The organism is Tepidiphilus sp. HLB4 (assembly GCF_054823945.1).
On the sequence record NZ_JSYB01000042.1, the window covers coordinates 15062 to 40288 of the forward strand.

Below are 25227 nucleotides of genomic sequence, written 5' to 3' on the forward strand. Positions count from 1 at the left end.
TAATCGGCTCACGTCCCCGGCGGTGAGCCTTTCGTAGGTCCAGCAGGCGTGCTCGAGCAACCCTGTCATCAGCCTGTTACAAACCGCCTCTAGACTTCTCGCCACCGAGATCCGCCCTAGAGGAGCACCCCATGAAAGCGATGAAAGACAACGCCGCACCGCGCGAGGTACACGGCAATACCTTCGACGAAGTCATCGACCAGGCCCGCCGCCGGCTGCTCCAAGGTGCGGGTGGGGCTGCGTTCCTGGGCTTTTTCGCCTCGCCGGCGGCGCTCGCCCGCTCGCTCGATGAACCGGTTGCCGCGTCCTCGTCCTTGCTCGCCGCCTTCCCCCGCTCGATCCCTACCCACAGCGACGATCGCGTCACCGTCATGGACGGCTACGTGGTGCGCGCCATCCTGCCCTGGGGCGATCCGCTCATCGATTTCTCTGCCTACTGGCGCCCCGACGCCTCGTCCAGCGCCGAAGAGCAGGCGCGACAGATCGGCGACAATCACGACGGCATGCACTTTTTCCCTTTCGGTCCCAATGGGTTCGAGCAGGGTCTGCTCGCGCTCAACCACGAATACACCAACTATGAATACCTCTTCGGGAAGGAATACACCGAGCCCTGGACGCGCGAAAAGGCGATGAAGGCGATCAACGCCCATGGGGTGTCCATCGTCCACCTGCAGCGCGACGGTCAGAGCGGCTGGCGTCCGGTGATCCCGTCGAGATACAACCGCCGCATCACCGGCGACACCCCCATCGAGCTCACCGGACCGGCCGCCGGACATGCGCTGCTGCGCACCTCGGCCGACCCCAGCGGCACCCGGGTGCGCGGCACGCTCAACAACTGCGCCAACGGCTTCACCCCCTGGGGCACCTATCTCACCTGCGAGGAAAACTTCCACAACTACTTCGGCGGCGGCAGCAGCGATCCGCTGCACCAACGCTACGGCATCGGCAAGGACGGGGGCTATCGCTGGTTCGAGGTGATCGAGCGTTTCGACCTGCGCCGCGAACCGAACGAACCCAACCGCTTCGGCTGGGTGGTCGAGATCGATCCCTTCGACCCGCAGAGCACCCCCAAGAAACGCACGGCGCTTGGCCGCTTCAAGCATGAAAACGCTGCGGTCACGCTCGCCCCGGATGGGCGCGTCGTGGTCTATATGGGCGACGACGAGCGCTTCGAGTACCTCTACCGCTTCGTGAGCCACGGCCGCTACGACCCTGCCAACCCTGCCGCCAACCGCGATCTGCTCGATGCGGGCGATCTCTACGTCGCCCGCTTCACCGCCGAGCCCGCCGCCGACGGCACCCGTCTGCGCGGACAGTGGATTCTGCTCGACAAGGCGCGCAACCCGCTGCTCGCGGCCGACGCGCGACTCCCCACGCAGGCAGACGTCCTCATCCACGCGCGGCTCGCCGGCGACATCGTCGGCGCCACCAGGATGGACCGCCCCGAGTGGGTCGCCATCCACCCCGTCTCGGGCGAAGTCTACGTCACGCTCACCAACAACGACAAGCGCAAACCCGGGGAAGTCGACGCCGCCAACCCCCGCGCCGAGAACCGCTGGGGCCAGATCCTGCGCTGGCAGGAAGCAGGTGGCGACCCGAGCGCCGACGAATTCGCCTGGGATCTCTTCGTGCTCGCAGGCAATCCGCTCGCCTACCCCAAAGGGGATCCGCGCGCCGGCTCCGCCGCGATCACGCCGGAGAACATGTTCAACTCCCCCGACGGGCTCGGGTTCGACGCCGCCGGCCGTCTGTGGATCCTCACCGACGGCAACTACAGCAATACCGGCGCCTACCAGGGTATGGGCAACAACCAGATGCTGGTGGCCGACCCTAACGTCGGCCTCATCCGCCGTTTCCTCGTCGGGCCTTCGGGCTGCGAGATCACGGGGCTTACCTGGAGCAACGACGGGCGCACCATGTTCGTCAACGTCCAGCACCCCGGCGAGGCCGAAGGGCACCCGCGGGCACCGCGCATCCCGCCAGGGCAGGATCTCGCCACCTTCCTCGCGGCCCATCCCACGGTCTTCTCCGAATGGCCCCATTCGCAGTTCCATGAGCTGGGCGGCGGCCGACCCCGCGCAGCCACCCTGGTGATCGAGCACGCCAACGGCGAGCCCGTCTTCGCCGCGCGCTGAGGGCCAGGCATCGATGGCGCGCCCGCTTCGCTCCTTTTCCCTGTCGCTGCAGGCGCGCTACTGGACGATGGTCGCGATCGCGATCGGGCTCTTCTCGCTCGTGATCGCGCTCGCCTACCACACCATCGCCGCGCAGACCGAGACGATGCGCGCCGCCTACGCCGGCCAAGTCGCCCCCTTGGTCGATCTCGCCCAGCTCAAGCAGCTCACCGAGCGGCAGGCGAGTTTTCTCTATCGCGTCTTCGCCGACGCGAGCCAGAAAATCTCCTCCTTCGACCCGCAAGCGCTCGAGCGCACCGCCACCCAGGCCGACGCCATTCTCGCAGCCTTCGGGCAGCGCGCGATGGGCGAGGACGAACGCGCCGCCTTCGCCAAACTGGAAGAATCCGCCCACCGTTTCCGCCAAGCGGTGGACACCGCGCGCCAGACCATCGAACTCTATGGCGACGATCTCGCCGGGCTGGGCCGCGCCCAACGGGGGCTCATCGGGCAGATCGAGACCCAGCTGCGCGACGTCCACGCCGCGCTCGATGCGCTGATGGCGCTCGAGCGCGACGGCACCCGCGCCGCGTTCGAACGCAGCGCCGAGCGATCCGATCGCAACCGCCTGGCCATCGCCGCCCTGTTCGCAGGAGCAGCGCTGCTGCTCGTCGCCCTCGCCACCCTCTCCACCCGCCGCCTGCGCCACGGCATGCGCACCGTCCTCGAATTTGCCCGCGCCGTGGCCGCGCTCGACCTGCGCCACGAGCTCGACGACGCCGGGCGCGACGAGATCGGCTCGCTGGCCGCCGCTCTCAAAGAAATGCGCACCCAGCTACGCGGTTTCGTGTCCACGCTCGCCCAGGCGGCCCAGCAACTGGAAGCCTCGGTCGCCGCCGAACGCGAACGCGCCAGCCACACCGCCGGCACGGCGGCCCACCAGGCCGAATCCGCCCAGGAGATGGCCGCCGGCATCGAAGAGCTCTCCACGGCCATGGATCAGACCGCCACCGATGCCCAGCAGGCGGCCGAGCGCGTTGCCCAAGGCATCGAGCACAGCCGGGCGGCGGCCGGGCGCGTGCGCGCCCACACTCACAAGGCCGCAGCGCTCGCACAGCGGCTCGATGCGCTCGCCGAGGACGCGCGCCTCATCGACGGCGAGATGAGGTCGGTTCGCCACGTGGTCGAGCTCATTCGCGAGGTGGCCGAGCAGACCAATCTGCTCGCCCTGAACGCCGCCATCGAAGCCGCCCGCGCCGGCGAACACGGCCGTGGCTTTGCCGTGGTCGCCGACGAAGTGCGCAAGCTCTCCGAGCGCACGGCGCAGGCCACCGGCGAAATCGGCGGTACGATCCATCGCGTCGAGACTCGCGTCACGCAGATGGCGGCAGACATGGCCCAAGGAGAGGAATCCATCCAGGAGACGCTGGCCTCTGCGCACGAAGCCCTGGAAGCGATCGACGCCATCGAGCGCACCATGGACGACATCGGCGAGCAGGCCCGCGCCATCCGCGACGGCGTGCACGAGCAGGCCGGCGTCAACCGCCAGATCGCCCAGGAAGTAGCCAAGGTCGCCGGCACCGCCGAGACGCTAGCCGAGCTCGCGCGCCAAGGCCGGGACGCGGCCGGTGAGCTCGACCGGCTCACGCAGACGCTCGCCGCGCTGCTGCAGCGCTTCCGTGCCTGAATCCTCACGGCCCCCGTACCGAGAACACCGCCGCATCCTCCAGCCGCACCGCCGTGAGGAGCCCGCCGTACACGCAGCCCGTATCGATTCCCAGCACTCCGTCGCCGGCGAAGAACCCCAGCGCCGACCAGTGCCCGAACACTACCTGCAACCCCAGGGGGACGCGTCGCGGCCAACGAAACCACGGCACCGTGCCTTTGGGTGCCCGCTCCGGCGGCCCTTTCGCTTCCAGCTCCAGCGCCCCCTGACGCAGCGACACGAAGCGCATGCGCGTAAACGCATTGACGATGTAGCGGAGGCGATCCATGCCGGAGAGATCGTCGCGCCAGCGCGAGGGACGGTCGCCCTTCAAGCGCAGCAGCCAGCCGAGTTCCCCCTGCAGTTTCCCTTCCACCTCGCGTGCGCGCGCCGCTGCCTGGGCCAGCGACCACACCGGGCTCACTCCGGCATGCGCCATCGCGTAGCCCAACGCCTCGTCCACCACCAGGAGCGGCCGTGCACGCAGCCAGTCGAGCAGTTCGTCGCGATCCGGCGCCGCGAGCACCGCATCCAGCGTGTCGTCCCGCGCGCGTTTGGGGTAACCCGCCGCCCGCATCAAGAGATACAGATCGTGGTTGCCCAGCACCACCTCGACCGAATCTGGCGGCAGGGAGCGCACGAAACGCAGCACTTCCAGCGACTGGGGGCCGCGATTGACCAGATCGCCCACCAGCCACAGCCGGTCACGCGAGGGCGTAAACCCGATCACCTCGAGCAGGCGCTGCAGTGCCGTGAAGCAGCCCTGCACGTCGCCGATCGCATAGGTCGCCATCCCGCGTCCTCTCTCCCTTTCTTTTCCGGCACTTGGACGCACCGCCGCCGGACTTGCTAAACTAACACCATCGCCCACCTTCTGCGACGGCGCCCGTGTCTTTACGTTATCACATCTACGACGCCCTCTGGCGGCTCGCCTGGCCGTGGCTGCGGCTGCGCCACCGCTTGCGCCATCGCGGCGACCCCCATGAAGCGCAGCGCTGGCGCGAGCGGTTGGGTCGCATCGCGCTGCCCGAAGAGGCGCGTGACACCGTCTGGATCCACGCCGTCTCGGTGGGCGAGACGCGCGCGGCCCACCCCCTGGTACGGGCGCTGCGCCGCCGCTATCCCCGGCTGCGGCTCCTCGTCACCCACATGACGCCCACGGGGCTGGAAACCGGCCAGCGGCTCTGGGCCCACGATCCGGCCATCGTGCAGGCCTACGCCCCTTACGACCACAGCCGCTGGGTGCGACGCTTTCTCGAGCGCACGCGTCCGCGCCTGGGCATCGTGATGGAGACCGAGATCTGGCCCAACTGGTTGCGGCAGGCCAAGCGCCAGGGCGTGCCGCTCGTGCTCGCCAACGCCAGGCTCTCGGAGCGTTCCTTCCGCCGCTACCGGCGCTTTCGCTGGCTGCTGCCGCTCGAATGGAACGCCTTCGTGCAGGTCGGAGCGCAGAGCGCGGCCGATGCGCAGCGCCTGCGCGCGCTGGGGGCGCGTCAGGTCGTCGTCACCGGCAATCTCAAGTTCGACTGGAGCCCGGAACCCGCGGCGATCGCGCTGGCGCACACCTGGCGCGAGGCCATCGGCCCCCGCCCCGTCGTCGTGCTCGCCAGCAGCCGCGAAGGCGAGGAAGCCCGTTTCCTGCGCGCCTGGGAAGGGTTGCGGCAGGAATGGGCCGAACGGGAGGATTTCCTGTTCCGCGAACCGCCGCTCCTGGTGATCGTGCCGCGCCACCCCGAGCGCTTCGACGAAGTCGCCCGCCTCGTCGAGCGCCACGGCCTGCGCTACCGTCGCCGCAGCGCCTCCTTGCCGCACCCCGAAGACGACGTCTGGCTCGGCGACAGCATGGGCGAGCTCTACGCCTATTACGCGCTCGCCGACGTGGCCATCATCGGCGGCAGCTGGGAGCGCCACGGCGGACAGAATCCGCTGGAAGCGCTCGCCGCCGGTACGCCCCCCATCGTCGGGCCGCATACGGAGAATTTCGCCGAGGTCGTTTCCCTGGGCGTGGCGGCACGGGCCATCGTGCAGGTGCGCACCCCGCAGGAAGCGATCGAACTCGCCCAGCGCTGGATCGAGCAGCCCGACGAGCGCGCCGCAGTGATCGCCCACGGTGCCATCTTCCTCGCAGCGCATCGCGGCGCCACCGAACGCACGCTCGCCCTGCTCGCCCCCTGGCTCGAGCACGAGCCTGGATTCGAGCAGCGCGGCATCGATGGTCCCGTCACTCCTCGGCCAGAAGCGCATTGACCGCGGCCAGGTCCTCTTCCGACAGCCGTCCCACCGCCGCTTTCAGCCGCAGCTGCCACATCAAGGTGTCGTAACGTGCCCGTGAAAGCCGGGTGCGCGCATCGGCCACCTGCGCCATGGCGTTGAGCACATCGACGTTGATGCGCACCCCCACTTCGTAGCCCAGTTTGGTGGATGCGAGGTTCGACAAGGACGATTGCAGCGCCGCTTCCAGCGCCTTCACCTGCGCCAGCCCGCTCGTCAGACCCAGATAGGCTTGCCGCGCGCTCAGCACCGCCTGCCGCTTGGCGTATTCCTCGTCCTGCTCGGATTTGGTGAGCAGCGCCGCCCCTTCGCGCACCTGCGACTGGATGGCGCCACCAGCGTAGAGCGGCACCGTCAGCTGCACCCCGATCTGGGATGACTCCACCGTCTCGGTCTGCAACGGCGGAAAACGCGACAGATCCTTCGATTTGCCATATTGCGCCACCACGTCCACGCTGGGCAGATGCCCCGCGCGGCGCCGCTGGACTTCGCGCTGGGCGATCTCGCGGCTCACCATCGCCTGCTGTACCAGGAAGTTGTCCTTCTGTGCCGCCTCCACCCAGGGATCCATCGGCGCCGGATCGGGGCCGCGCAGTTTCACTTCCGGCCGCAAGTGGGCATACTTTTGCGGCAAGTCGACCACGATGGCCGCCAGAGCCTGCTGCGCCACGTCGAGCTGGTTCTGCGCCGCGATGAGCTGGGCATCGGCCAGATCGAAACGCGATTGGGCCTCGTCGACATCGACGATGGTAACGGTGCCGACCTCGAAGCTCTTCTTGGCAAACTGCAGCTGCTCGCCGGCGGCGCGGCGCAGCTCGTCGGCCGCCGCCACCGCTTCCTGCGCCGCGACCACGTCGAAATAGGCCTGGGCCAGGCGCAGCGCCACGTCCTGCTGCGCCTGCGCCCACTGCAGGTCGCTCAAACTCGTCTGCAGCTCGCCCTGCTTGGCCGCCGCCCAGTTCTGCAGGCGAAAGAGCGGCTGGGTGAGCCGTACCGTCCATTGGTGCGACCCGTAATCCTTGTCGAACTCGCTCGCTTCCAGGCGGTTGTGCAGCGCGTTGGCGTCGAGCGCCACGTTCGGCAAGAGCAGCGCCCGCCCCTGCACGGTCTTTTCCTGTCCGGCCATCATCGAGGCGCGCGCCGCCGCATAGCTCGGATCCTGCACCAAGGCTTGGCGGTAGAGCGCGAGCAGGTCGGCCGCCTGCGCAGCACCGGCGCCAAAGGCGGCCACGGCGCCCATACCCAAGGCGATGCGCCGCAGCAGCGTGCGGGCGGCGCCGCGCCTTCGCGCGTACGATTCGCTCATACCAACGCCGACGCTACCGGCTGCGGCACACGCAGCATCGGCACCACCGTTTCGAAGAGGTCTTCGTAGCGCACCTTACCCGGCTCGGAACAGGTGTAGAGCCGGCCGTGCATGAAGCGCTCGTCGCCGACGAAGGCGAAGAGCCGGCCTCCGGCCTTGAGCGCATCGAGCAGGAAACGCGGCACTTCCGGCACCCCGCCCGAGAGCACGATCACGTCGAAAGGGCCGGGCGCCGCGAGCGCCTTGAGTCCGTCGCCCGTGATCACCTCGACGTTGTCGAACCCTTCGGCCTCGAGGTTTGCCTGCGCGCGCGTGGCGAGCTCCGGCACGATCTCGACACTGTGCACCCACTGCCCCAGGTGCGCGAGGCAGGCGGCGAAGTAGCCCGAACCGGTACCGACCTCGAGGGCGATCTCGCCTTTCTGCAGCTGCACCGCCTGCAGCACCTTGCCTTCGATCACCGGCCGCAGCATCCGCTCCCCGAAGCCCAGCGGGATCTCCACTTCGGCGAAAGCCAGAGTCCGGTAGGACTGCGGCACGAACTGTTCGCGCCGCACCGTCATCAGCGTCTCCAGCACCCGCTGATCGAACACTTCCCAGGTGCGCACCTGCTGCTCCACCATGTTGAACCGCGCCCGCTCGAAATCCATGCTCATGCTCCCTACGACCGGAAAATGGAACGATCTTACGATTCTAGCCCATTTCGCGCCGCGGCAGGCGGTACCACAGCGCATAGAGCGCCGGCACGAAGCACAGGGTGATGAGCGTGCCTGCCATCACGCCGCCGATCAGCACGTAGGCAAGCGGCCCCCAGAAAGTATCGGTCGCGAGCGGCACGAAGGCGAGCACCGCCGCCAGCGCCGTGAGCAGCACCGGCCGCGTACGCCGCACCGCCGCCTCCACCACCGCTTCGGTCGCCGTCATTCCCGCCTCCAGATTGTCTCGTACCTGCTGCGTGAGGATGAGGGTGTTCCTCATCAGGATCCCCGCCAGGCCGATCAAACCGAGAAGCGCCACGAAGCCAAACGGCTTGCCGAAGACGAGCAGCGCCGTCGCCGCCCCGATCACGCCCAGGGGGGCGGTGGCCACGGTCATGAAGGTGCCGGCAAACTCGCGCATCTGCAGCATGATGAGGATGAGCATCACCGCCACCATCACCGGCTGCAGTTTCTGGATGGATGCATCGGCCTTGCGCGACTGCTCCACCGTGCCCCCCACCTCGAGACGGTATCCGGGCGGCAGTGCCGCGCGCAGCGGCGCGAGCGCTTCCCACAGCGCCTCGGTCACGTCCACCGCCTGCGCCCCTTCGAGTTCGCCCTGCACCGCGACGAAACGCTCCCGATCCATGCGCTTGTAGCGCACTTCCTCGTGGCGCACTTCGAGCCGCCCCACCTGCCCCAGCGGTACCCGAGCCCCATCGAGAGTGCGCAATTCGAGGCTATCGAGCCGCGCCGGGTCGCGCACCGCCGCCTCGCCGCGCACGAGCAGCGTCACGGTGCGGATGTCGCGCCGCACCTCGGTCACCGGGATGCCGTTCAAAGCGAACTGCAGCTGCCGCGCCACTTCCCGCGGCGTCAAGCCCATGGCCCGCAGGCGCTCGGCCGGCGCCTCCAGCACCAATGCCGGCGCGCGCTCGTTCCACTCCAGATGCGCGTCGCGCACGTGAGGATTCCTTGCCATCACCGCGCGCACCTCCTCACCCAGACGGCGCAGCACCTCGAGATCCGGCCCCACCACCCGAAACGCCACTGGCCAGGGCACCGGCGGACCATAGAGAAGGCGGTGCACGCGGATGCGCGCCTCGGCAAATTCCCCTGCCTGCCGGTGCTGCTCCAAGAGCGCGATCACTTTCTCGCGCGCTTCCACCCCCTGGGTCACGACCACGATCTTGGCAAAAGCCGGATCGGGCTCCTCGGGGTTGGCCGAGATGAAGAAGCGCGGCGCCCCGCGACCGACATAGGCCGACACCGAACGCACCTCTGGCAAGGGCGCGAGGATCGCCTCGATGCGCCGTGCCACCTCGTCGGTGCGTTCGATGGCCGAGCCCGCCGGCAGCCAGATCGACACCAACACCTCCGGCCGATCCGAACTGGGAAAGAACTGCTTCTGCACCGGCCCGACCATGGCGGCCACCCCCAGTGCGAGCAAGCCGAGCGTCGCCGTCACCACCGTCTTGCGCCGGTCCACGCACCAGGCGATCACCGCGCGCCAGCGGCGGTAGGCCGGGGAATCGTACACCCCATGCCCGGCCTCGCGCTTGCGGTAGGACGGCAGCAGTTTCACGCCCAGATAAGGCGTGAAAACCACCGCCACGAACCAGGAAATCACCAGGGCGTAGCCGAGCACCCAGAAGATGTTCCCGGCGTATTCCCCCACGCCCGAGCGGGCAAAGCCGATGGGCAGGAATCCTGCCACCGTCACCAGCGTGCCGAAGAGCATGGGCTTGGCCGTCACGTTCCAGGCATGGCCGGCCGCCGCGATCCGGTCCCAGCCTTCTTCGAGCTTGACGATCATCATCTCGATGGCGATGATGGCATCGTCGACCAGCAAGCCCAGGGCGAGGATCAGGGCGCCGAGCGAGACGCGGTCGAGGTCGATCCCGCTCCAGCGCATCGCAAGAAAGGTGAGCCCCAGCGTCACCGGAATGGCCACGGCCACCACCACCCCGGCGCGCCAGCCCAAGGTGAGGAAAGTCACCCCCATCACCACCGCCACCGCCACGAGGAACTTCACCTGGAAGAGATCGACGGCGTGCGCGATCGCCTCGGCCTGGTTGGTGAGCACGGAGAGCGTCATGCCGGCCGGCAAGCGGGCCTTTTCTTCGGCCACGAAGCGCGCGAGCCGCTTGCCCAGCTCGAGGCCGTTTTCCCCGCGCTGCATCACCACGCCAAGAAGGATCGCTTCCTCGCCGTGGGCCCGCACCAGGAAAGAGGGAGGATCCTCGATCCCCAGGCGCACCTTGCCCAGTTCCCCCACGGTGAGAATGCGTCCGCCCACGCGCAAGGGCACCGCGGCGATGCGCCCCACCTGCGACAGGTCCGCCCCGGGAAGCCGCACGTACACCCGCGGCCCGGCGGTGTCGATGAATCCGGCCGGCACCAGGGCGTTGTTCGCGTCGATCGCATCGAACACCGCCTGCGGCGTCAGCCCCAGCTGGATGAGGCGGTCGAGGTCGAGCTCCAGGAAAATCTGCTCGGGACGCTCGCCGATGAGCTGTGCCTTCTGCACGCCGGGCACGCGGGCGAGCCGGTCGCGCAGCGCCTCGGCCTCGCGCACCAGATCCCACGAAGGCATTCCCGGCGCCGTCAGGGCCATCAGGCTGAAATAGACGTCGGAGAAATCGTCGTTGACGACGGGGCCGATCACCCCCTTGGGCAGCGTCGGGCCTTCGTCCCACATGCGTTTTCGCACTTCATAGAACAGCCGCCCGATCTCGCGCTGCGGCACGTACTCTTCGAACTCCACCTGGATGTCGACCCGTCCCGGCTGCACCGTCGTCGTCAACCGGTAGAGGTATTCCAGCTCCTGCAGCCGTTTCTCCAGGCGGTGGGCCACCTGATCTTCCATCTGCTGCGCCGTCGCACCCGGCCACAGCGCCGACACCATGAGGATGCGCACGGTGAAGGCCGGATCCTCCGCCCGCCCCAGGCCGAGGAAGGCGTACAGCCCTGCGAGCGCCGACAGGATCAAAAAGAAGAGGGTGACGGCGCGCTCGCGCACGGCAAGCGCCGAGAGATTGGGGAAACTCACGGTGCGCGCTCCTCGACCCGCATCCCCTCGCGCAGCACGTGGGTGCCGAAAGCCACCACATGATCGCCGGCCTCGAGAGGGCCGCGCACGCGCGCCGTGGCGTTCTCGACCGCCAGCACTTCCACTGGCACCGCTTCGAGGCGCCCCTGCTTCACCCGCCAGACCCGCGGACCAGCGCCGCGCTCGTCCATCGCCCCCACCGGCACTTCCCAGCCTTCCACCGGCGGCTGCGGCAGGCGTACCTGCACCACGCTGCCCAGGGGCGGCGGCTCGGCAGTGAGCAGGCGATAGCGCGCGCGGAAGGTGCGCGACACCGGATCGGCCGCTCCGCTCACCTCGCGCAGTTCGAGCGGTACCGCTGAGCCGTCGGGCAGGACGGCCTCACCACGCGGCGGCGGCTGCCGGCCGAAGCGCTCCGGCAGCGCCACTTCCACCTCCCGCTCGCCCTTTTGTGCCAGCATGGCCACCGGCTGCCCCGCCGCCACCACCTGCCCCGGCTCGGCGCTCCATTCCATGAGCACGCCGTCGGCCGGAGCGCGCAGCTCGGTATATTCCATGGCGTGGCGCGCCTGCCGCTCCTGCGCCTGCGCCGCCTCGAGCTGCGAGCGCGCGGCCTCGAGCTGGGTGCGCGCCCGATCGAGCGCCTGCTCACCGACGAAGCGCTGCGCCGCCAGGCGCTCGGTGCGCGCGAGCTCGTTCTGCGCCAGACGCCACTGCGCCTGGGCGGCACGCTCCGCCGCCTGCGCCGCCTCGAGCTGGGCGAGCACGTCTTTCGGATCGAGCCGCGCCAGCGTCTGCCCGGCCCGCACCGTCGCCCCTGCGTCGACGAGCCGCGCCACGATGCGTCCGCCCACCTGGAAGGCGAGCGGCGACTCGTAGCGCGCCCGCACCGTGCCGGAGAGCACCAGCGGGGCTGGCTCCGCCGCCCGGACCGGTGCCGTGCGCACCACCACCGCCTGCTCCTGCTGCTGCGCCGGCGTCTCCTGCCGCCCACAGGCGGCAAGGAGCACACAGGCCGCCATCACCCATCCCCATCGCCGCACTGGCGCACTCCCCAATCTCAGGCAAAAAAGAGCGCGCGCAAAGCCGCGCCCGGGTCGGGCACGCGCATGAAGGCTTCGCCCACGAGAAAAGTCTGCACGCCGCGCGCGCGCATCGCCGCCACGTCCTCGGGCGTGCCGATGCCCGATTCCGTCACCACGATCCGGTCGGCCGGAATGCGGGGCAAGAGCGCCCAGGTGGTTTCCAACGACACGGCAAAGGTGCGCAGGTCCCGGTTGTTGATGCCCACGAGCCGCACCGGCAGGGCGAGCGCGCGCTCGAGCTCGGCCGCGTCGTGCACTTCCACCAGCACGTCCAGCCCCAGCTCCTGGGCCAAGGCGACCAGATCGCGCAGTGCCGCATCCTCGAGCGCCGCCACGATCAGCAGCACCGCATCGGCGCCGAGGGCGCAGGCTTCCCACACCTGCCATTCATCGACGAGGAAATCCTTGCGCAGCGCCGGCAGCACACAGGCCGCGCGCGCCGCCGCGAGGTATTCCGGCGATCCCTGGAAAAACTCCCGGTCGGTGAGCACCGACAGACACGCGGCACCGGCCGCTTCATAGGCGCGGGCGATCGCGGCCGGGTCGAACTCGGGCCGGATCACCCCTTTGGAGGGGCTCGCTTTCTTGATCTCGGCGATCACCGCGGGCTCACCAGCCGCAAGCCTGCGCTCGATGGCGGCAACGAACCCGCGCGGCGCATCGCGCTCGAGCCGCGCCCGCGCTGCCGCCTCCAGCTCCGTCCGGGACTTGGCCGCCCGCGCCGCGGCCACCTCTTCGCGCTTGCGTGCGAGAATGCGCTGCAAGACGTCGCTCATCGCCCCGACTCCTGCGCCAGACGGCGCGTGGCGGCGACGAATTCATCGACCTTGGCCCGCGCCGCGCCCGAGTCGATCGCCTCGCGGGCGCGCTCGATGCCCTCGGCGATCGAAGGAACGACGTTGGACGCATAGAGCGCTGCCCCGGCGTTCAAGAGCACGATGTCGCGCGCCGGCCCCGCCTCACCCTCCAGCGCCGCCAGCAGCCGCGCCCGCGATTCCTGCGCGTCGCCCACCGTGAGGTTGCGGCTCGAGGCCATCGGCAGGCCGAAATCCTCCGGATGGATGCGGTACTCGGTGATCTCGCCCTCCTTCAATTCACCCACCAGCGTATCCGCGCCCAGGGTGATTTCGTCGAGCCCGTCGAGCCCGTGCACCACCAGCACGTGCTTGGCACCGAGCCGTTGCATCACCCGCACCAGGATCCCCACCAGATCGGGGTGGAATACGCCCAGCAGCGAATTCGGCGCCCCGGCCGGGTTGGTGAGCGGCCCCAGAATGTTGAAGATGGTGCGCACGCCCATCTCGCGCCGCACCGCCGCCACGTTCTTCATGGCGCTGTGGTGCGCCGGCGCGAACATGAATCCCACTCCCACCTCGGCGATGCAGCGCGCCACCGCCTCCGGCGGCAACTCGATGTCCGCGCCCAGCGCCTCGAGCACGTCGGCGCTGCCGGACTTGGACGACACCGAGCGGTTGCCGTGCTTGGCCACCTTGCCCCCTGCCGCGGCGACGACGAAGGCGCTCGTGGTCGACACGTTGAAGGTGTGTGAAGAATCCCCCCCCGTGCCGACCACGTCCAGGAGATGATCGTGCGGCGGTGGCACTTCCACCTTGAGCGCCAGTTCGCGCATCACCTGGGCCGCGGCGGTGATCTCGCCCACCGTCTCCTTCTTCACGCGCAGCCCGGTGAGGATCGCCGCCATCATCACCGGCGAGACCTCGCCGGCCATGATCTGGCGCATCAGATCCAGCATCTCGTCGTAGAAAATCTCGCGCAGCTCGATTGTGCGCTGCAACGCCTCCCGCGGCGTGATCTTCGTTCCCACTTCAACCCCTCGTCCGATTCATCGAAAACCCCGTTCCCTTGCCGCGTTTCAGGCCGCCGCCGGCTGCGGCGCATGCTGGCGCAGGAAATTGGCCAGCATCTCGTGCCCATGCTGCGTCAGGATCGATTCCGGATGGAACTGCACCCCTTCCACCGGCAGCGTGCGGTGGCGTAAGCCCATGATCTCGCCGTCCTCGGTCCAGGCCGTCACCTCCAGGCACTCGGGCAGCGACTCGCGCTCCACCGCCAGCGAATGGTAGCGCGTGCACTCCACCGGATTGGGCAAGCCCTCGAACACCCCCTCGCCGCGATGGAACACGGGCGAAGTCTTGCCGTGCATCAGGCGCTTGGCATGGACGACGCGCCCGCCGAACGCCGCCCCGATCGCCTGATGCCCCAGGCACACCCCGAAGATGGGGATCTCGCCGGCGAAACGTTCGATCACCTCCACCGAAATGCCTGCCTCGCGCGGCGAGCACGGCCCAGGCGAGATCACCAGGTACTCCGGCCGCCAGGCCGCGATCTGCGCCGCCGTCACCTCGTCGTTGCGCACCACCTTCACCTGCGCCCCGAGCTCGCCGAAGTACTGTGCCAGATTCCACGTGAAACTGTCGTAATTGTCAATCAGCAGCAACATCGCCCTTTCTCCCAGACCGTCGGACGGTCCATTGTACACACCACCGCCGTGCTCACTCTTGCGCCGGCCGCGGCAGCCACACCCGAAAGCATCCCTTATCGACCCACTCCACTTCTGCTTGGTTCGCCTGCGCGAGCGTGCGCGCCACGTACAGCCCAAGGCCTGTGCCACCGGGCCGGGAAGACGCGAACGGTTCGAACAAGCGCTCGCGCACTTCCGGTGCCACACCCGGTCCATCGTCGCACACCTCGACGCACACCCGCTCCCCTTCGGCCCGGGCGCGCACGCGGATCGCCCCAGCGCGGCGGCTCGCAAACTGCGCCGCGTTGTCGACGAGATTGTCGAGGATGTGCCGCAAATGCAGGGGGTCGATCCAGATGCGCAAGCCCTCGCCCACCTCCAGCACCACTTCCTCCTCGCCGCGGCCGAGCCGCGCGAGCGCCTCGCGCCGCCACTCCCTCAGCCACCCAGCCAGATCGAGCACTTCTGGCTGCGGCCGTTGTCGTCGCCCCAAAGACAGGATGTCCTCCACCAGGTGCTCGATGCGCTCCGCATTGTCGAGCGCCATCGCCAGCAAGCGCTCGCGCGCCGCCGCGTTCTCCTCACCCCGCATCAGCTCCAGCGCCTGTACTACCGCCGCCAGAGGGTTGCGCACCTCGTGCGCCACCCCGCCCACCAGGGTTCCGAGCGAGGCGAGCTTGTTGCGCTCGAATTCGCGGCTCACCTCTTCCAGGTCGCTCACGAACGCCAGCCACCCGCCGCCGCGGTAGGGCACCGTCGCGCGGCAGCGCAGCCGCCGCCCCTGAACCGCCACCCAGCGCTCCCCGCCGCGTCGGGCCAGCAGCCGGTCCACTCCGGGCAGGACTTCTTCGACGCGTTCCCCCACCGGCTCCCGCCCCAACCACTGCCGCAGCGGCTGCGAGGCGTAGCGCACCACGTCTTCGTCGTCGATCACCAGCACCCCGTCGCGCAGCTCGCGTAGGATGCGATCGTTGATCTCCCGCTGCCAGGCGAGCGTCTCCTGCTGTGCCCGGATCGACGCTTCCGCCCGGCGCAGACGCTCTCCCACCGCCTGCGCCGCCAAGGCCACCGCAAAGGCTCCCGCTCCGCTCAAGCCCACGAGATAGGCATCGCTCGGCCCCCCTCCCACCCCAGTTCGCCACAGGTTTTCTCCCAGCAGGGCAAGCGCCACCAGCGCCGCGTAAAAAGCAGCAAGCCGGCGCGATACCACCAGCGAAGCCCCGCCCACCGCCAGATAAAGGAAAGGAACCAGTCCCGAGCGGAATCCGCCGCTCACCGTCATCACCCCGGTGAGCGCCGCCACGTCCAACAACACCGCCGCCGTCACCCAGGCACCGGCCCGGCGCAGGCGCAGCGGCCGCAACACCGCCAATGCCACGGCGGCGCCGAAGTAGCCCACGCTCAGCCACAGGAAGGCCGACGGCCATTCCTCGCCCAGCGACATCTGCCGCCCGCCCACCAGCAGCACGCCGGCCACGGCCACGCGCAGCAGATCGCCTAGGCGGCCGACCGTTCCCGCCATGCCGGCGATGGAAGGCTCACTCCCGCGCACGCGCGCCTTCCTGCCGATGCGCCTCGCAGCAGAAGGTCTGCCCCCCGGCGCGCACCGCCTCGGAGGCCGGCACGAACACCCCGCAGCGGGCGCACTGCACCATCGGCTCAGCCTCCGCGGAAGGCTTCCTGTGCCCCCGCCCCGACCGCGCGCTCTCCTCGCCCGGACGCGATCCCCCGCCGTCGAGAAAACGCCGCCGCACCCACCACACCACCGCCAGCAGCACCACGAACCAGAACAACCAACGCATCACCGCATCCCGAACCGGACCAAAGAAGCGATTGTAGCGCGTGCCCATGTTCCTGCCGTGCTATGATTTTCTCTGCCCGGACCGACGTTGCCTACACGATGTCATTCACTCCCCCGCTTGCCACCCTGCGCCGCGACGGCAACTCCATCGTCATTATCGATCAGACCGGACTCCCCTGGCGCGTCGTCGAGCGCCGGCTCGGCACGCTCGACGACGTGCTCGAAGCCATCGTCGCCCTGCGCGTGCGCGGCGCACCGCTCATCGGCGTTGCCGCCGCCCATGGCCTCGCGCTCGCCCTGGAGCGCGACGCAAGCGACGCCGCCCTGGAAGACGCCATCGCCCGGCTGCTTTCCACCCGCCCCACCGCGGTGAACCTGCGCCTCGCGCTGGAAGCGCAGCGCGCCGTGCTCGCGCCGCTGCCGCCCTCCGAGCGCCCCGCTGCTGCCTGGCGTGAGGCCGAACGCCAGCGCGCCGACGACGCCCAACGCTGCGAGGCCATCGGCCGCGCCGGCCTACCCTGGATCGAGGAATTGGCGTGCCGGCTCGATCGCCCCGTACGCGTGCTCACGCACTGCAACGCCGGCTGGGCCGCCACCTGCGGCGCGGGCACGGCGCTTTCCCCCCTCTACCTCGCCCACGCTGCCGGCATTGCGCCCGAAGTCTTCGTCAGCGAAACCCGCCCGCGCAACCAGGGCCTCATCACCCACTGGGAGCTCACGCAAGCCGGCGTGCCCGCCACCCTCATCGCCGACAACGCCGCCGGTCTGCTCATCGCCCAGGGCGACATCGACCTCGTGCTCGTCGGGGCTGATCGCATCGCCCGCAACGGCGACGTCGCCAACAAGATCGGCACCTACCTCAAGGCCCTCGCCGCGCACGCCCACGGCGTTCCCTTCCTCGTGGCGGCGCCCGCCACCACGTTCGATCCCACCTGTCCGAACGGCGCCGCCATCCCCATCGAGGAGCGCGCCGCCGACGAAGTCCTCACCGTCGCCGGCCTGCCGCCCGGCACGGACGAGCCCGTTCCCGTACGCCTCACGCCACTGCCGGCCCGGGTGCGCAACCCCGCCTTCGACCTCACCCCTGCGCGCTGGATCACCGCCATCCTCACCGAAACCGGCGCCTGGCCCGCACCGCTCGCCGCCGCCAAGCTCTTCCCGGAGCCCGACCGATGATCGACCCCGCCCAGGCGCTTCTTGCCGCCACCCGACGTCTGGCCGAGACCGGGCTCAACCCCGGCAGCGCCGGCAACCTCAGCGTACGCACCGTCGAAGGTTTCCTCATCACCCCTTCCGGCATCCCCCCGGAAGAACTCGGCGCCGAGATGATGGTGCCGATGACGCTCGAAGGCATCTCCTCCGGTCCCTGGCCACCGTCGAGCGAATGGCGCTTTCACCGCGACCTCTACCGCAGTCGGCCAGAGGCCGGTGCCGTCGTCCACTGCCACAGCCCGGCGGCCACGGCGCTCGCCTGCCACCGCCGCGGCCTTCCCCCCTTCCACTACATGATCCTGCGCTTCGGCGGCCCCGACGTGCGCTGCGCCCGCTACGCCCGTTTCGGCACCCAGGCGCTCTCCGACGCCGTGCTCGAAGCCCTCGAAGGCCGCCGCGCCTGCCTCATGGCCAACCACGGCATGCTCGTCCTCGGCCGCGACCTCCCCCAGGCGCTCGCCCTGGCGCAGGAGCTGGAAACCCTGTGCGAACACTACCTGAGGGCCCGCACGCTCGGCGAGCCGGTCCATCTCACAGACGAAGAGATCGCCGAAGCACAGGAGGCCATCGCCGGCTATGGCCGGCGTTGAAAGACATAAAAAAGCACCTGAACGGTGCTTTTGGTGCCCGGGAAGGGACTCGAACCCCCACGCCTTGCGGCGCCAGAACCTAAATCTGGTGCGTCTACCAATTTCGCCACCCGGGCACGGCGAACCATTATAATCGAAGCCTCCCGCTGCCAAGATCAGGACCGGAGATGACCCGCAAGATCCTCGTCACGAACGCGCTCCCCTACGCCAACGGCGACATCCACCTCGGCCACCTCGTGGGCTACGTGCAGGCCGACGTCTGGGTGCGCTACCAACGCATGTGCGGGCATACGGTCCATTACGTCTGCGCCGACGACACCCACGGCACGCCCGTGATGCTGCGCGCGGAAAAAGAAGGCATCACGCCCGAAGCGCTCATCGCCCGCGTGCAGCAGGAACACGCGCGCGATTTCGCCAACTTCCTCGTCGCCTTCGATCACTACCACAGCACGCACAGCGAGGAGAACCGCTTCTTCGCCGAAGACATCTACCGCAAGCTCAAGGCGGCGGGTCTGATCGAAGCGCGCGAGATCGAGCAGTTCTACGACCCGGTCAAAGGCATGTTCCTGCCGGACCGCTTCATCAAAGGGGAATGCCCGCGCTGCGGCGCGCCGGATCAATACGGCGACAACTGCGAGGCGTGCGGCGCAGCCTATTCCCCCACCGAACTCAAGAACCCCTATTCCGCCGTCTCCGGCGCCAAGCCCGTGCTCAAGAAGAGCGAGCACTACTTCTTCAAGCTCTCGGACCCCCGCTGCGTGGAATTCCTGCGCCGCTGGACGCGCGGTACCAACGCGCGCGGCGAACCGCACCTGAGCCTCGAAGCGGCCAACAAGATCCGGGAATGGCTCGGCGAAGAGGGCGAGAACCGTCTCTCGGACTGGGACATCACGCGCGACGCCCCCTATTTCGGCTTCGAGATCCCGGATGCCCCCGGCAAGTATTTCTACGTCTGGCTGGATGCCCCCATCGGCTATCTGGCGAGTTTCCTGGCGCTCGCCAAGCGCCGGGGCGACATCGACGTGGCCGAGTACATCGACGCGCGCCGCGCCGCCGAAGCCGGCACCGAGATGGTGCACTTCATCGGCAAGGACATCCTCTACTTCCACGCCCTCTTCTGGCCGGCGATGCTGCACTTCTCCGGCTATCGCACGCCCACGCGCGAGTACGTCAATGGATTTCTCACCGTCGACGGCGCCAAGATGAGCAAGAGCCGCGGCACTTTCATCACCGCCCGCTCCTGGCTCGAACACGGGCTCGATCCGGAATGGCTGCGCTACTACTTCGCCACCAAGTCGAACGGCACCTTCGAAGACCTCGACCTCAGCTTCGACGATCTCATCGCCAAGGTCAATAGCGACCTCGTGGGCAAGTACGTCAACATCGCCAGCCGTACCGCCCGCTTCATCGCCGATCGCTTCGAGGGCCGGCTCGGACCCGTCGATGCCGCAGCGCTCGCCCCCTTCAAGGCTGCCCACCGCGACGAGCGGCTGCATCGTGCCTTCGAAGACGCCGACTACGGTCGGGCGCTGCGCGAGGCGATGGCGCTCGCCGATGCCGCCAACCACTACATCAACGAGCACAAGCCCTGGGAATTGGCAAAGAGCGGCGAACCCGAGCGGCTGCAGCGCGTGTGTTCCACGGCGCTCACCATGTTCCGCGACCTCACCCGCATCCTCAAGCCAGTCCTGCCGCGCACCGCGGCCCGCGTCGAGCGATTCCTCGCCATCGAGCCGCTGTGCTGGGGAGAAGACTGGGCGCCCCTGCCGGCCGGGCATCGGATCGAAGCCTACGAGCACCTGCTCACCCGCATCGAGCGCAAGGCGATCGACGCGCTCATCGAAGCCAACCGCGAAGCGCTCGCTCCGGTCGCTCCTGCGCCCAAACCTGCCGAAGCGAAGCCCGAAGCGGCCGCGCCGATCACGCTTGAGCAGTTCCTCGGCGTCGACCTGCGCGTGGCGCGCGTCATCGCCGCCGAGCCAGTCGAGGGCGCCGACAAGCTGCTGCGGCTGCTGCTCGACGCCGGCGAGCGGGAGGAAGACGGCAGCGCCAAGGTGCGGCAGGTCTTCGCCGGCATCAAATCGGCCTACGATCCCGCCGCGCTCGTCGGCCGCCTGGTCGTGCTGGTGGCCAACCTCGCGCCGCGCAAGATGAAGTTCGGCCTCTCGGAGGGCATGGTGCTCGCCGCCTCCGACCCGGGCGGCACCCATCCCGGCATCTACCTCGTCTCGCCCGACGAAGGCGCAACCCCCGGCATGAGAATCAAATGAGCTTCTTCCGCCCGCGCCTCATCGAGACGCTACGCGGCTATGACCGCGGGCAGTTCCTCGCCGACCTCTCGGCTGGCGCCACCGTGGGCGTGCTGGCGCTGCCGCTCGCCATGGCGTTTGCCATCGCCAGTGGCATGTCTCCCTCGGCCGGCATCTGGACCGCCATCGTCGCCGGGTTCCTCATCTCCGCCCTGGGCGGCTCGCGGGTGCAGATCGGCGGCCCCACCGGCGCCTTCATCCCCATCGTCTACGGCATCGTCGCCGCCCACGGCGAAGCGAACCTGCTGGTGGCAACCATGCTCGCCGGCCTGCTGCTCTTCGCGCTCGGTGCGGCTCGGCTCGGCACGCTCATCCGCTTCATCCCCCTGCCGGTGGTGATCGGCTTCACCAACGGCATCGCCGTGGTGATCTTCCTCTCCCAGATCAAGGATTTCCTCGGCCTGTCGATCGACAAAGTCCCGGCCGAGTTTTTCGGCAAGATGCACGCGCTCGCCACGGCGCTGCCCACCGCGCACTGGCCTACGCTCGGCTTCGGGCTCGCCTCGCTCGCCTTCCTGCTCACCTGGAACCGCTACGCGCGCCGTCAGCGCTGGCTCGCGCGGCTGCCAGGGCCGCTGGCGGTACTGATCGTTGCCACCGCCGTGAACATGCTCTTCTCCCTGCCGCTGGAGACCATCGGCACACGCTTCGGCGGCATTCCCCAGACGATCCCCACGCCATCGCTGCCAGCCTTCGACATCACCCGCCTAGGGCAACTGCTGCCACCGGCGATCGCCATCGCGCTGCTCGGCGCCATAGAGAGCCTGCTCTCGGCCCGGGTGGCCGACAGCATGATCGACGACCGGCACGACCCGAACCAGGAGCTGATGGCGCAGGGCATCGCCAACGTCGTCGCACCCCTCTTCGGCGGCTTCGCCGCCACCGGCGCGATCGCCCGTACCGCCACCAACGTGCGCGCCGGCGGCCGCACCCCGGTGGCCGGCATCGTCCATTCCCTGACCCTGCTCGCCGTCGTACTCGTGCTCGCGCCGCTTGCCGCCCACGTGCCACTCACCTCGCTCGCCGCCATCGTGCTCGTCACTGCAGTCAATATGGGCGACTGGCACGAAATGGCCCCCGCTGCGCTCAGACGCTATAGCACCAAGTATCGCGTGATTCTGCTCACCACCTTCGCCCTCACCGTGCTCTTCGACCTCACCATCGCCGTCGAAGTCGGCATGGTGCTCGCGAGCCTCGCCTTCATCTACCAGATGGCGCGCTTCACCCACGTCGAACGGCTGCCGCTGGAGCGACGGCCCGACGCACACCGCTTCCGGCGCGAGGACGGGTCGCTGCGCGTGGCCGCCTACCGCATCTCCGGCTCGCTCTTCTTCGGCGCCATTCACAAGCTCGACGAGCTCCTCGACACCGAAGACTGGCCCGACGTGGTCGTGCTCGACCTGGGCAAGCTCGTGAGCATCGACGCTTCGGGACTCGATACGCTGCGCGCCATCGCCCGCGAGCTCAAGAAACGCGGCATCCCGCTCGTACTCGCCGAACTGAACCGCGACGTCTTCCGCACGCTGCGCAAGGCAGGCTTCATCGACGAGATCGGTCGCGAGAACCTGCGACGCAACCTCGAAGACGCTCTCGCCTGGGCCGAAGGCTTGCAGCGGAAGGAACCCGAGATTTCCTATACTTGACGCAGGTTCGGCGCCCGTCGCCAGGTCGTGCTGCGGTATACTTGATCCTTTTCCTTCAACGAGCCTCTTTCCCCAAACGCGATGGACTACCTCGGCTTTCGCCTGCGCAACAACCTCTTCGTCGCCCCGATGGCCGGAGTCACCGACCGTCCGTTCCGGCAGCTGTGCAAGCGCCTGGGTGCCGGGCTGGCGGTCTCCGAGATGGTCACCTCCAATTCGCTGCTCTACGGCAGCGCCAAGACCCTGCGCCGGGCCGATCACACCGGAGAGGTCGAACCCATCGTCGTGCAGATCGCCGGTGCCGACCCCGAGATGATGGCGCAGGCGGCGCGACACAACGTCGAGCGCGGGGCGCAGATCATCGACATCAACATGGGCTGTCCGGCGAAGAAAGTGTGCAACGTCTATGCCGGCTCGGCGCTCATGCAAGACGAAGCGCTCGCCGCCCGCATCCTGGAAGCCGTGGTGCGTGCCGTGCCCGACACGCCGGTGACACTCAAGATGCGCACCGGCTGGAACCGCGCCAACAAGAACGCCCCGCGCCTGGCGCGCATCGCCGAATCCTGCGGCATCCGGGCGCTCGCCATCCACGGCCGCACCCGGGCCGACCAGTACATGGGCGAGGCGGAATACGACACCATCGCCCTGGTGAAGACGCTCGTCTCCATTCCCGTGATCGCTAACGGCGACATCACCACGCCCGAGAAAGCCCGCGCCGTGCTGGACTACACCGGCGCAGACGGCGTGATGATCGGCCGCGCCGCCCAGGGGCGTCCCTGGCTCTTTCGCGAGATCGAACACTACCTCGCCACCGGCGAGCATCTGCCGCCGCCCTCGCCGCCCGAGATCCGCGCCCTGCTGCTGGAGCACCTCGAAGACCTCTACGCCTTCTACGGTGAAACCACGGGCGTGAAGGTCGCGCGCAAGCACATTTCCTGGTATACCAAGGGGCTCGTCGGCTCGGCCGCCTTCCGTCAGCGCATGAACCAGCTCGAGACGGTGACCGAACAGCGCGCGGCGATCGACGAGTTCTTCGGCGATCTGGCCGCCCGACGGATCGAATCCCTGGAAACGACCGCCGAGGTCTGCGCATGAAACCGGTGCCCGAATGCCGCGACGAGCTCGGCCGGGCGGTGTTCGCCACCCTCGAGCGCTATTTCCACGACCTCGAGGGCCAGACACCCACGGGGCTGCATGCCTTGGTGATGGATCGGGTCGAATGTGAACTCATCCGCTACATCCTCACGCGCGCCGGCGGCAACCAGACGCTGGCGGCGCAGATGCTCGGCATCAACCGCAACACGCTGCGGCGCAAGATCCAGCAATACCAACTCGGCTGACCTCCACGCACGGAAAACCATCATGACAGAAAGATATGCGCTCCTGAGCGTCTCGGACAAGACCGGCATCGTCGAATTCGCCCGCGGCCTCGAACGGCTGGGCCTGAGGCTGCTCTCCACCGGCGGCACGGCCCAGGCGCTGCGCGAAGCAGGGCTGAAGGTCACCGACGTGGCCGAGCACACGGGCTTTCCCGAGATGCTCGATGGCCGCGTCAAGACCCTGCACCCGCGCGTGCACGGCGGCATCCTCGCGCGGCGCGACGATGAAGCGCATCTGGCCGCACTCGCCGCCCAGGGCATCCCGCTCATCGACGTCGTGGCCGTCAACCTCTACCCCTTCGAGCAGACCGTGGCGCGCCCCGGCTGCACCCTCGAAGAAGCGATCGAGAACATCGACATCGGTGGCCCGGCCATGGTGCGCGCCGCGGCCAAGAATCACGGCAACGAACAAGGCGGCGTGGCCGTGCTCACCGACCCGGCCGACTATGCGCCGTTGCTCGACGAGATGCACGCCAACGGCGGCCGCGTGAGCTACGCCACCCGTTACCGGCTCGCCGCCAAAGCCTTCACGCACACGGCGCGCTACGACGCCGCCATCTCGCACTACCTCACCGCCCGCACCCCGGCAGGTGAGACCAGCCGCTTCCCCGCCGCCTTCCAGCCTGCTTTCGACAAGGTGCAGGACCTGCGCTACGGCGAGAACCCCCACCAGAGCGCCGCCTTCTACCGCGACCCGCGCGCGGCCGCCGGCGGCATCGCCCAGGCGCAGCAATTGCAAGGCAAGGAGCTCTCCTACAACAACCTCGCCGACGCCGACGCCGCCTGGGAATGCGTCAAGAGCTTCGAACCCGCCGCCGATGGTCCTGCCTGCGTCATCGTCAAGCACGCCAATCCCTGCGGCGTCGCGCTCGGAGAAAACCCCCTCGAAGCCTACTTGCGGGCCTTTGCCACCGACCCCACCTCCGCCTTCGGCGGCATCATCGCCTTCAACGTGCCCGTCGATGCGGCAGCGGCCCAGGCCGTGGCGGCGCAGTTCCTCGAAGTGCTCATCGCACCGGGCTACACTGCCGAGGCGCTCAAAGTGCTCGCAGCGAAGAAGAACGTGCGCGTGCTGCGCTGCCCACTGGGCGCCGATCCCGCCCAATGGGAGTACAAGCGCATCGGCGGAGGGCTCCTGGTGCAGACACCCGATGCCGTCTCCTTCGATCCGGACCAGCTTCGCGTCGTCACCCGCCGCCAGCCCACCCCCGAGGAGATGCGCGACCTCCTCTTCGTGTGGCGCGTGGCCAAATACGTCAAGTCGAACGCCATCGTCTACGGCAAGGAGCGACGCACCGTGGGCATCGGCGCCGGCCAGATGAGCCGGGTCGACTCCTCGCGCATCGCCGTCATCAAGGCGCGCAACGCCGGGCTGGAGGTGCGCGGCAGCGTGGTCGCCTCCGATGCCTTCTTCCCCTTCCGCGACGGGCTCGACGTGCTCGCCGAAGCCGGCGCCACCGCCGTCATCCAGCCCGGAGGCTCGGTGCGCGACGAAGAGGTGATCGCCGCGGCCGACGAGCATGGCCTGGCCATGGTCTTCACCGGCATCCGCCATTTCCGTCACTGACCGTCTGCCAAGA

At 68.8% G+C, this 25227-nt stretch carries 20 protein-coding genes and 1 tRNA gene; 10 read left to right on the top strand and 11 right to left on the bottom strand.

Translation table 11 applies throughout. From position 1 onward, the window contains the following. The first annotated feature begins 131 nt into the window (after nt 1-131). Nucleotides 132-2135, top strand: coding sequence for a PhoX family protein (locus tag OA56_RS07530; RefSeq protein WP_461584434.1), 2004 nt, complete (start codon nt 132-134; stop codon nt 2133-2135). Between the two features lie 13 nt (nt 2136-2148). Then, on the top strand, nt 2149-3801 hold the full coding sequence (locus OA56_RS07535; RefSeq protein WP_461584436.1) for a methyl-accepting chemotaxis protein: 1653 nt from the start codon (nt 2149-2151) through the stop codon (nt 3799-3801). A gap of 4 nt (nt 3802-3805) precedes the next feature. On the opposite strand, the gene OA56_RS07540 is transcribed toward OA56_RS07535, so the two are convergent. Then, on the bottom strand, nt 3806-4612 hold the full coding sequence (locus OA56_RS07540; RefSeq protein WP_055422599.1) for a symmetrical bis(5'-nucleosyl)-tetraphosphatase: 807 nt from the start codon (nt 4610-4612) through the stop codon (nt 3806-3808). Nucleotides 4613-4707: 95 nt separating this feature from the next. Here OA56_RS07540 and OA56_RS07545 point away from each other — a divergent pair, with 95 nt between their 5' ends. Further along, the gene (locus tag OA56_RS07545) at nt 4708-6066 is read left to right on the top strand and encodes a 3-deoxy-D-manno-octulosonic acid transferase (RefSeq protein WP_461584439.1); all 1359 of its coding nucleotides are present in this window, start codon (nt 4708-4710) and stop codon (nt 6064-6066) included. On the opposite strand, the gene OA56_RS07550 is transcribed toward OA56_RS07545, so the two are convergent. Genes OA56_RS07550 through OA56_RS07590 form a run of 9 tightly spaced genes read right to left on the bottom strand, consistent with a single transcriptional unit; the run spans nt 6041 to nt 16515 of the window. Then, complete coding sequence (locus OA56_RS07550; protein WP_461584441.1) at nt 6041-7396, bottom strand: TolC family outer membrane protein; 1356 nt, start codon at nt 7394-7396, stop codon at nt 6041-6043. The genes OA56_RS07545 and OA56_RS07550 overlap by 26 nt on opposite strands. Beyond that, nucleotides 7393-8046, bottom strand: a complete 654-nt coding sequence (locus OA56_RS07555) for a protein-L-isoaspartate O-methyltransferase family protein (protein WP_141054290.1) — start codon at nt 8044-8046, stop codon at nt 7393-7395. Before OA56_RS07555 ends, OA56_RS07550 begins: the two co-directional genes overlap by 4 nt. A 43-nt stretch (nt 8047-8089) precedes the next feature. After that, nucleotides 8090-11146: an efflux RND transporter permease subunit gene (locus tag OA56_RS07560; RefSeq protein ID WP_461584443.1), complete on the bottom strand. Its 3057-nt coding sequence runs from the start codon at nt 11144-11146 to the stop codon at nt 8090-8092. Further along, nucleotides 11143-12168 (bottom strand): efflux RND transporter periplasmic adaptor subunit, encoded by a 1026-nt coding sequence (locus tag OA56_RS07565; protein ID WP_072247875.1) that lies wholly within the window; start codon nt 12166-12168, stop codon nt 11143-11145. Before OA56_RS07565 ends, OA56_RS07560 begins: the two co-directional genes overlap by 4 nt. Nucleotides 12169-12206: 38 nt before the next feature. Continuing rightward, a complete protein-coding gene (gene trpC / locus OA56_RS07570) occupies nt 12207-13007 on the bottom strand; it encodes an indole-3-glycerol phosphate synthase TrpC (protein WP_461584445.1) in 801 nt (266 codons plus the stop codon). Further along, a complete protein-coding gene (gene trpD / locus OA56_RS07575) occupies nt 13004-14056 on the bottom strand; it encodes an anthranilate phosphoribosyltransferase (RefSeq protein WP_055422595.1) in 1053 nt (350 codons plus the stop codon). Before trpD ends, trpC begins: the two co-directional genes overlap by 4 nt. Nucleotides 14057-14104: 48 nt before the next feature. After that, nucleotides 14105-14692: an anthranilate synthase component II gene (locus tag OA56_RS07580; protein WP_055422594.1), complete on the bottom strand. Its 588-nt coding sequence runs from the start codon at nt 14690-14692 to the stop codon at nt 14105-14107. A gap of 52 nt (nt 14693-14744) precedes the next feature. Next, nucleotides 14745-16265: a two-component system sensor histidine kinase NtrB gene (locus OA56_RS07585; protein WP_461584448.1), complete on the bottom strand. Its 1521-nt coding sequence runs from the start codon at nt 16263-16265 to the stop codon at nt 14745-14747. Continuing rightward, nucleotides 16252-16515 (bottom strand): PP0621 family protein, encoded by a 264-nt coding sequence (locus OA56_RS07590; protein WP_072247882.1) that lies wholly within the window; start codon nt 16513-16515, stop codon nt 16252-16254. Before OA56_RS07590 ends, OA56_RS07585 begins: the two co-directional genes overlap by 14 nt. A 98-nt stretch (nt 16516-16613) precedes the next feature. Between OA56_RS07590 and mtnA the strand changes: the two genes are divergently transcribed. Together mtnA and OA56_RS07600 are read left to right on the top strand one after the other, a co-directional pair. Beyond that, the gene (gene mtnA / locus OA56_RS07595) at nt 16614-17690 is read left to right on the top strand and encodes an S-methyl-5-thioribose-1-phosphate isomerase (RefSeq protein ID WP_461584450.1); all 1077 of its coding nucleotides are present in this window, start codon (nt 16614-16616) and stop codon (nt 17688-17690) included. Then, entirely contained in the window at nt 17687-18316 is a 630-nt protein-coding gene (locus OA56_RS07600) for a class II aldolase/adducin family protein (RefSeq protein ID WP_055422591.1), read from the top strand. The genes mtnA and OA56_RS07600 overlap by 4 nt, the downstream gene beginning before the upstream one ends. Before the next feature lie 31 nt (nt 18317-18347). Here OA56_RS07600 and OA56_RS07605 read toward each other — a convergent pair. Then, nucleotides 18348-18432: transfer RNA gene (locus OA56_RS07605), tRNA-Leu, on the bottom strand. Between the two features lie 51 nt (nt 18433-18483). Between OA56_RS07605 and metG the strand changes: the two genes are divergently transcribed. The 5 genes from metG to purH all read left to right on the top strand — a co-directional run bounded on the left by metG (nt 18484) and on the right by purH (nt 25214). Next, a complete protein-coding gene (metG, locus tag OA56_RS07610) occupies nt 18484-20586 on the top strand; it encodes a methionine--tRNA ligase (RefSeq protein ID WP_461584452.1) in 2103 nt (700 codons plus the stop codon). Then, nucleotides 20583-22268, top strand: a complete 1686-nt coding sequence (locus tag OA56_RS07615; protein WP_141054315.1) for a SulP family inorganic anion transporter — start codon at nt 20583-20585, stop codon at nt 22266-22268. Before metG ends, OA56_RS07615 begins: the two co-directional genes overlap by 4 nt. An 81-nt stretch (nt 22269-22349) precedes the next feature. Next, nucleotides 22350-23363 carry a tRNA dihydrouridine synthase DusB gene (gene dusB / locus OA56_RS07620; RefSeq protein WP_055422588.1) on the top strand — a complete coding sequence of 338 codons (1014 nt, stop codon included), beginning with the start codon at nt 22350-22352 and terminating at the stop codon, nt 23361-23363. Next, entirely contained in the window at nt 23360-23608 is a 249-nt protein-coding gene (locus OA56_RS07625; RefSeq protein ID WP_055422587.1) for a helix-turn-helix domain-containing protein, read from the top strand. Before dusB ends, OA56_RS07625 begins: the two co-directional genes overlap by 4 nt. Nucleotides 23609-23630: 22 nt before the next feature. Continuing rightward, nucleotides 23631-25214: a bifunctional phosphoribosylaminoimidazolecarboxamide formyltransferase/IMP cyclohydrolase gene (purH, locus tag OA56_RS07630; protein ID WP_055422586.1), complete on the top strand. Its 1584-nt coding sequence runs from the start codon at nt 23631-23633 to the stop codon at nt 25212-25214. Nucleotides 25215-25227: the final 13 nt, after the last annotated feature.

Bases quoted from the DNA above. Each gene is read 5' to 3' on its own strand.
- OA56_RS07530 (WP_461584434.1), top strand. From the start codon at position 132: ATGAAAGCGATGAAAGACAACGCCGCACCGCGCGAGGTACACGGCAAT.
- OA56_RS07535 (WP_461584436.1), top strand. From the start codon at position 2,149: ATGGCGCGCCCGCTTCGCTCCTTTTCCCTGTCGCTGCAGGCGCGCTAC.
- OA56_RS07540 (WP_055422599.1), bottom strand. From the start codon at position 4,612: ATGGCGACCTATGCGATCGGCGACGTGCAGGGCTGCTTCACGGCACTG.
- OA56_RS07550 (WP_461584441.1), bottom strand. From the start codon at position 7,396: ATGAGCGAATCGTACGCGCGAAGGCGCGGCGCCGCCCGCACGCTGCTG.
- OA56_RS07555 (WP_141054290.1), bottom strand. From the start codon at position 8,046: ATGGATTTCGAGCGGGCGCGGTTCAACATGGTGGAGCAGCAGGTGCGC.
- OA56_RS07565 (WP_072247875.1), bottom strand. From the start codon at position 12,168: ATGGCGGCCTGTGTGCTCCTTGCCGCCTGTGGGCGGCAGGAGACGCCG.
- trpC (WP_461584445.1), bottom strand. From the start codon at position 13,007: ATGAGCGACGTCTTGCAGCGCATTCTCGCACGCAAGCGCGAAGAGGTG.
- OA56_RS07580 (WP_055422594.1), bottom strand. From the start codon at position 14,692: ATGTTGCTGCTGATTGACAATTACGACAGTTTCACGTGGAATCTGGCA.
- OA56_RS07590 (WP_072247882.1), bottom strand. From the start codon at position 16,515: ATGCGTTGGTTGTTCTGGTTCGTGGTGCTGCTGGCGGTGGTGTGGTGG.
- mtnA (WP_461584450.1), top strand. From the start codon at position 16,614: ATGTCATTCACTCCCCCGCTTGCCACCCTGCGCCGCGACGGCAACTCC.
- OA56_RS07600 (WP_055422591.1), top strand. From the start codon at position 17,687: ATGATCGACCCCGCCCAGGCGCTTCTTGCCGCCACCCGACGTCTGGCC.
- metG (WP_461584452.1), top strand. From the start codon at position 18,484: ATGACCCGCAAGATCCTCGTCACGAACGCGCTCCCCTACGCCAACGGC.
- OA56_RS07615 (WP_141054315.1), top strand. From the start codon at position 20,583: ATGAGCTTCTTCCGCCCGCGCCTCATCGAGACGCTACGCGGCTATGAC.
- dusB (WP_055422588.1), top strand. From the start codon at position 22,350: ATGGACTACCTCGGCTTTCGCCTGCGCAACAACCTCTTCGTCGCCCCG.
- OA56_RS07625 (WP_055422587.1), top strand. From the start codon at position 23,360: ATGAAACCGGTGCCCGAATGCCGCGACGAGCTCGGCCGGGCGGTGTTC.
- purH (WP_055422586.1), top strand. From the start codon at position 23,631: ATGACAGAAAGATATGCGCTCCTGAGCGTCTCGGACAAGACCGGCATC.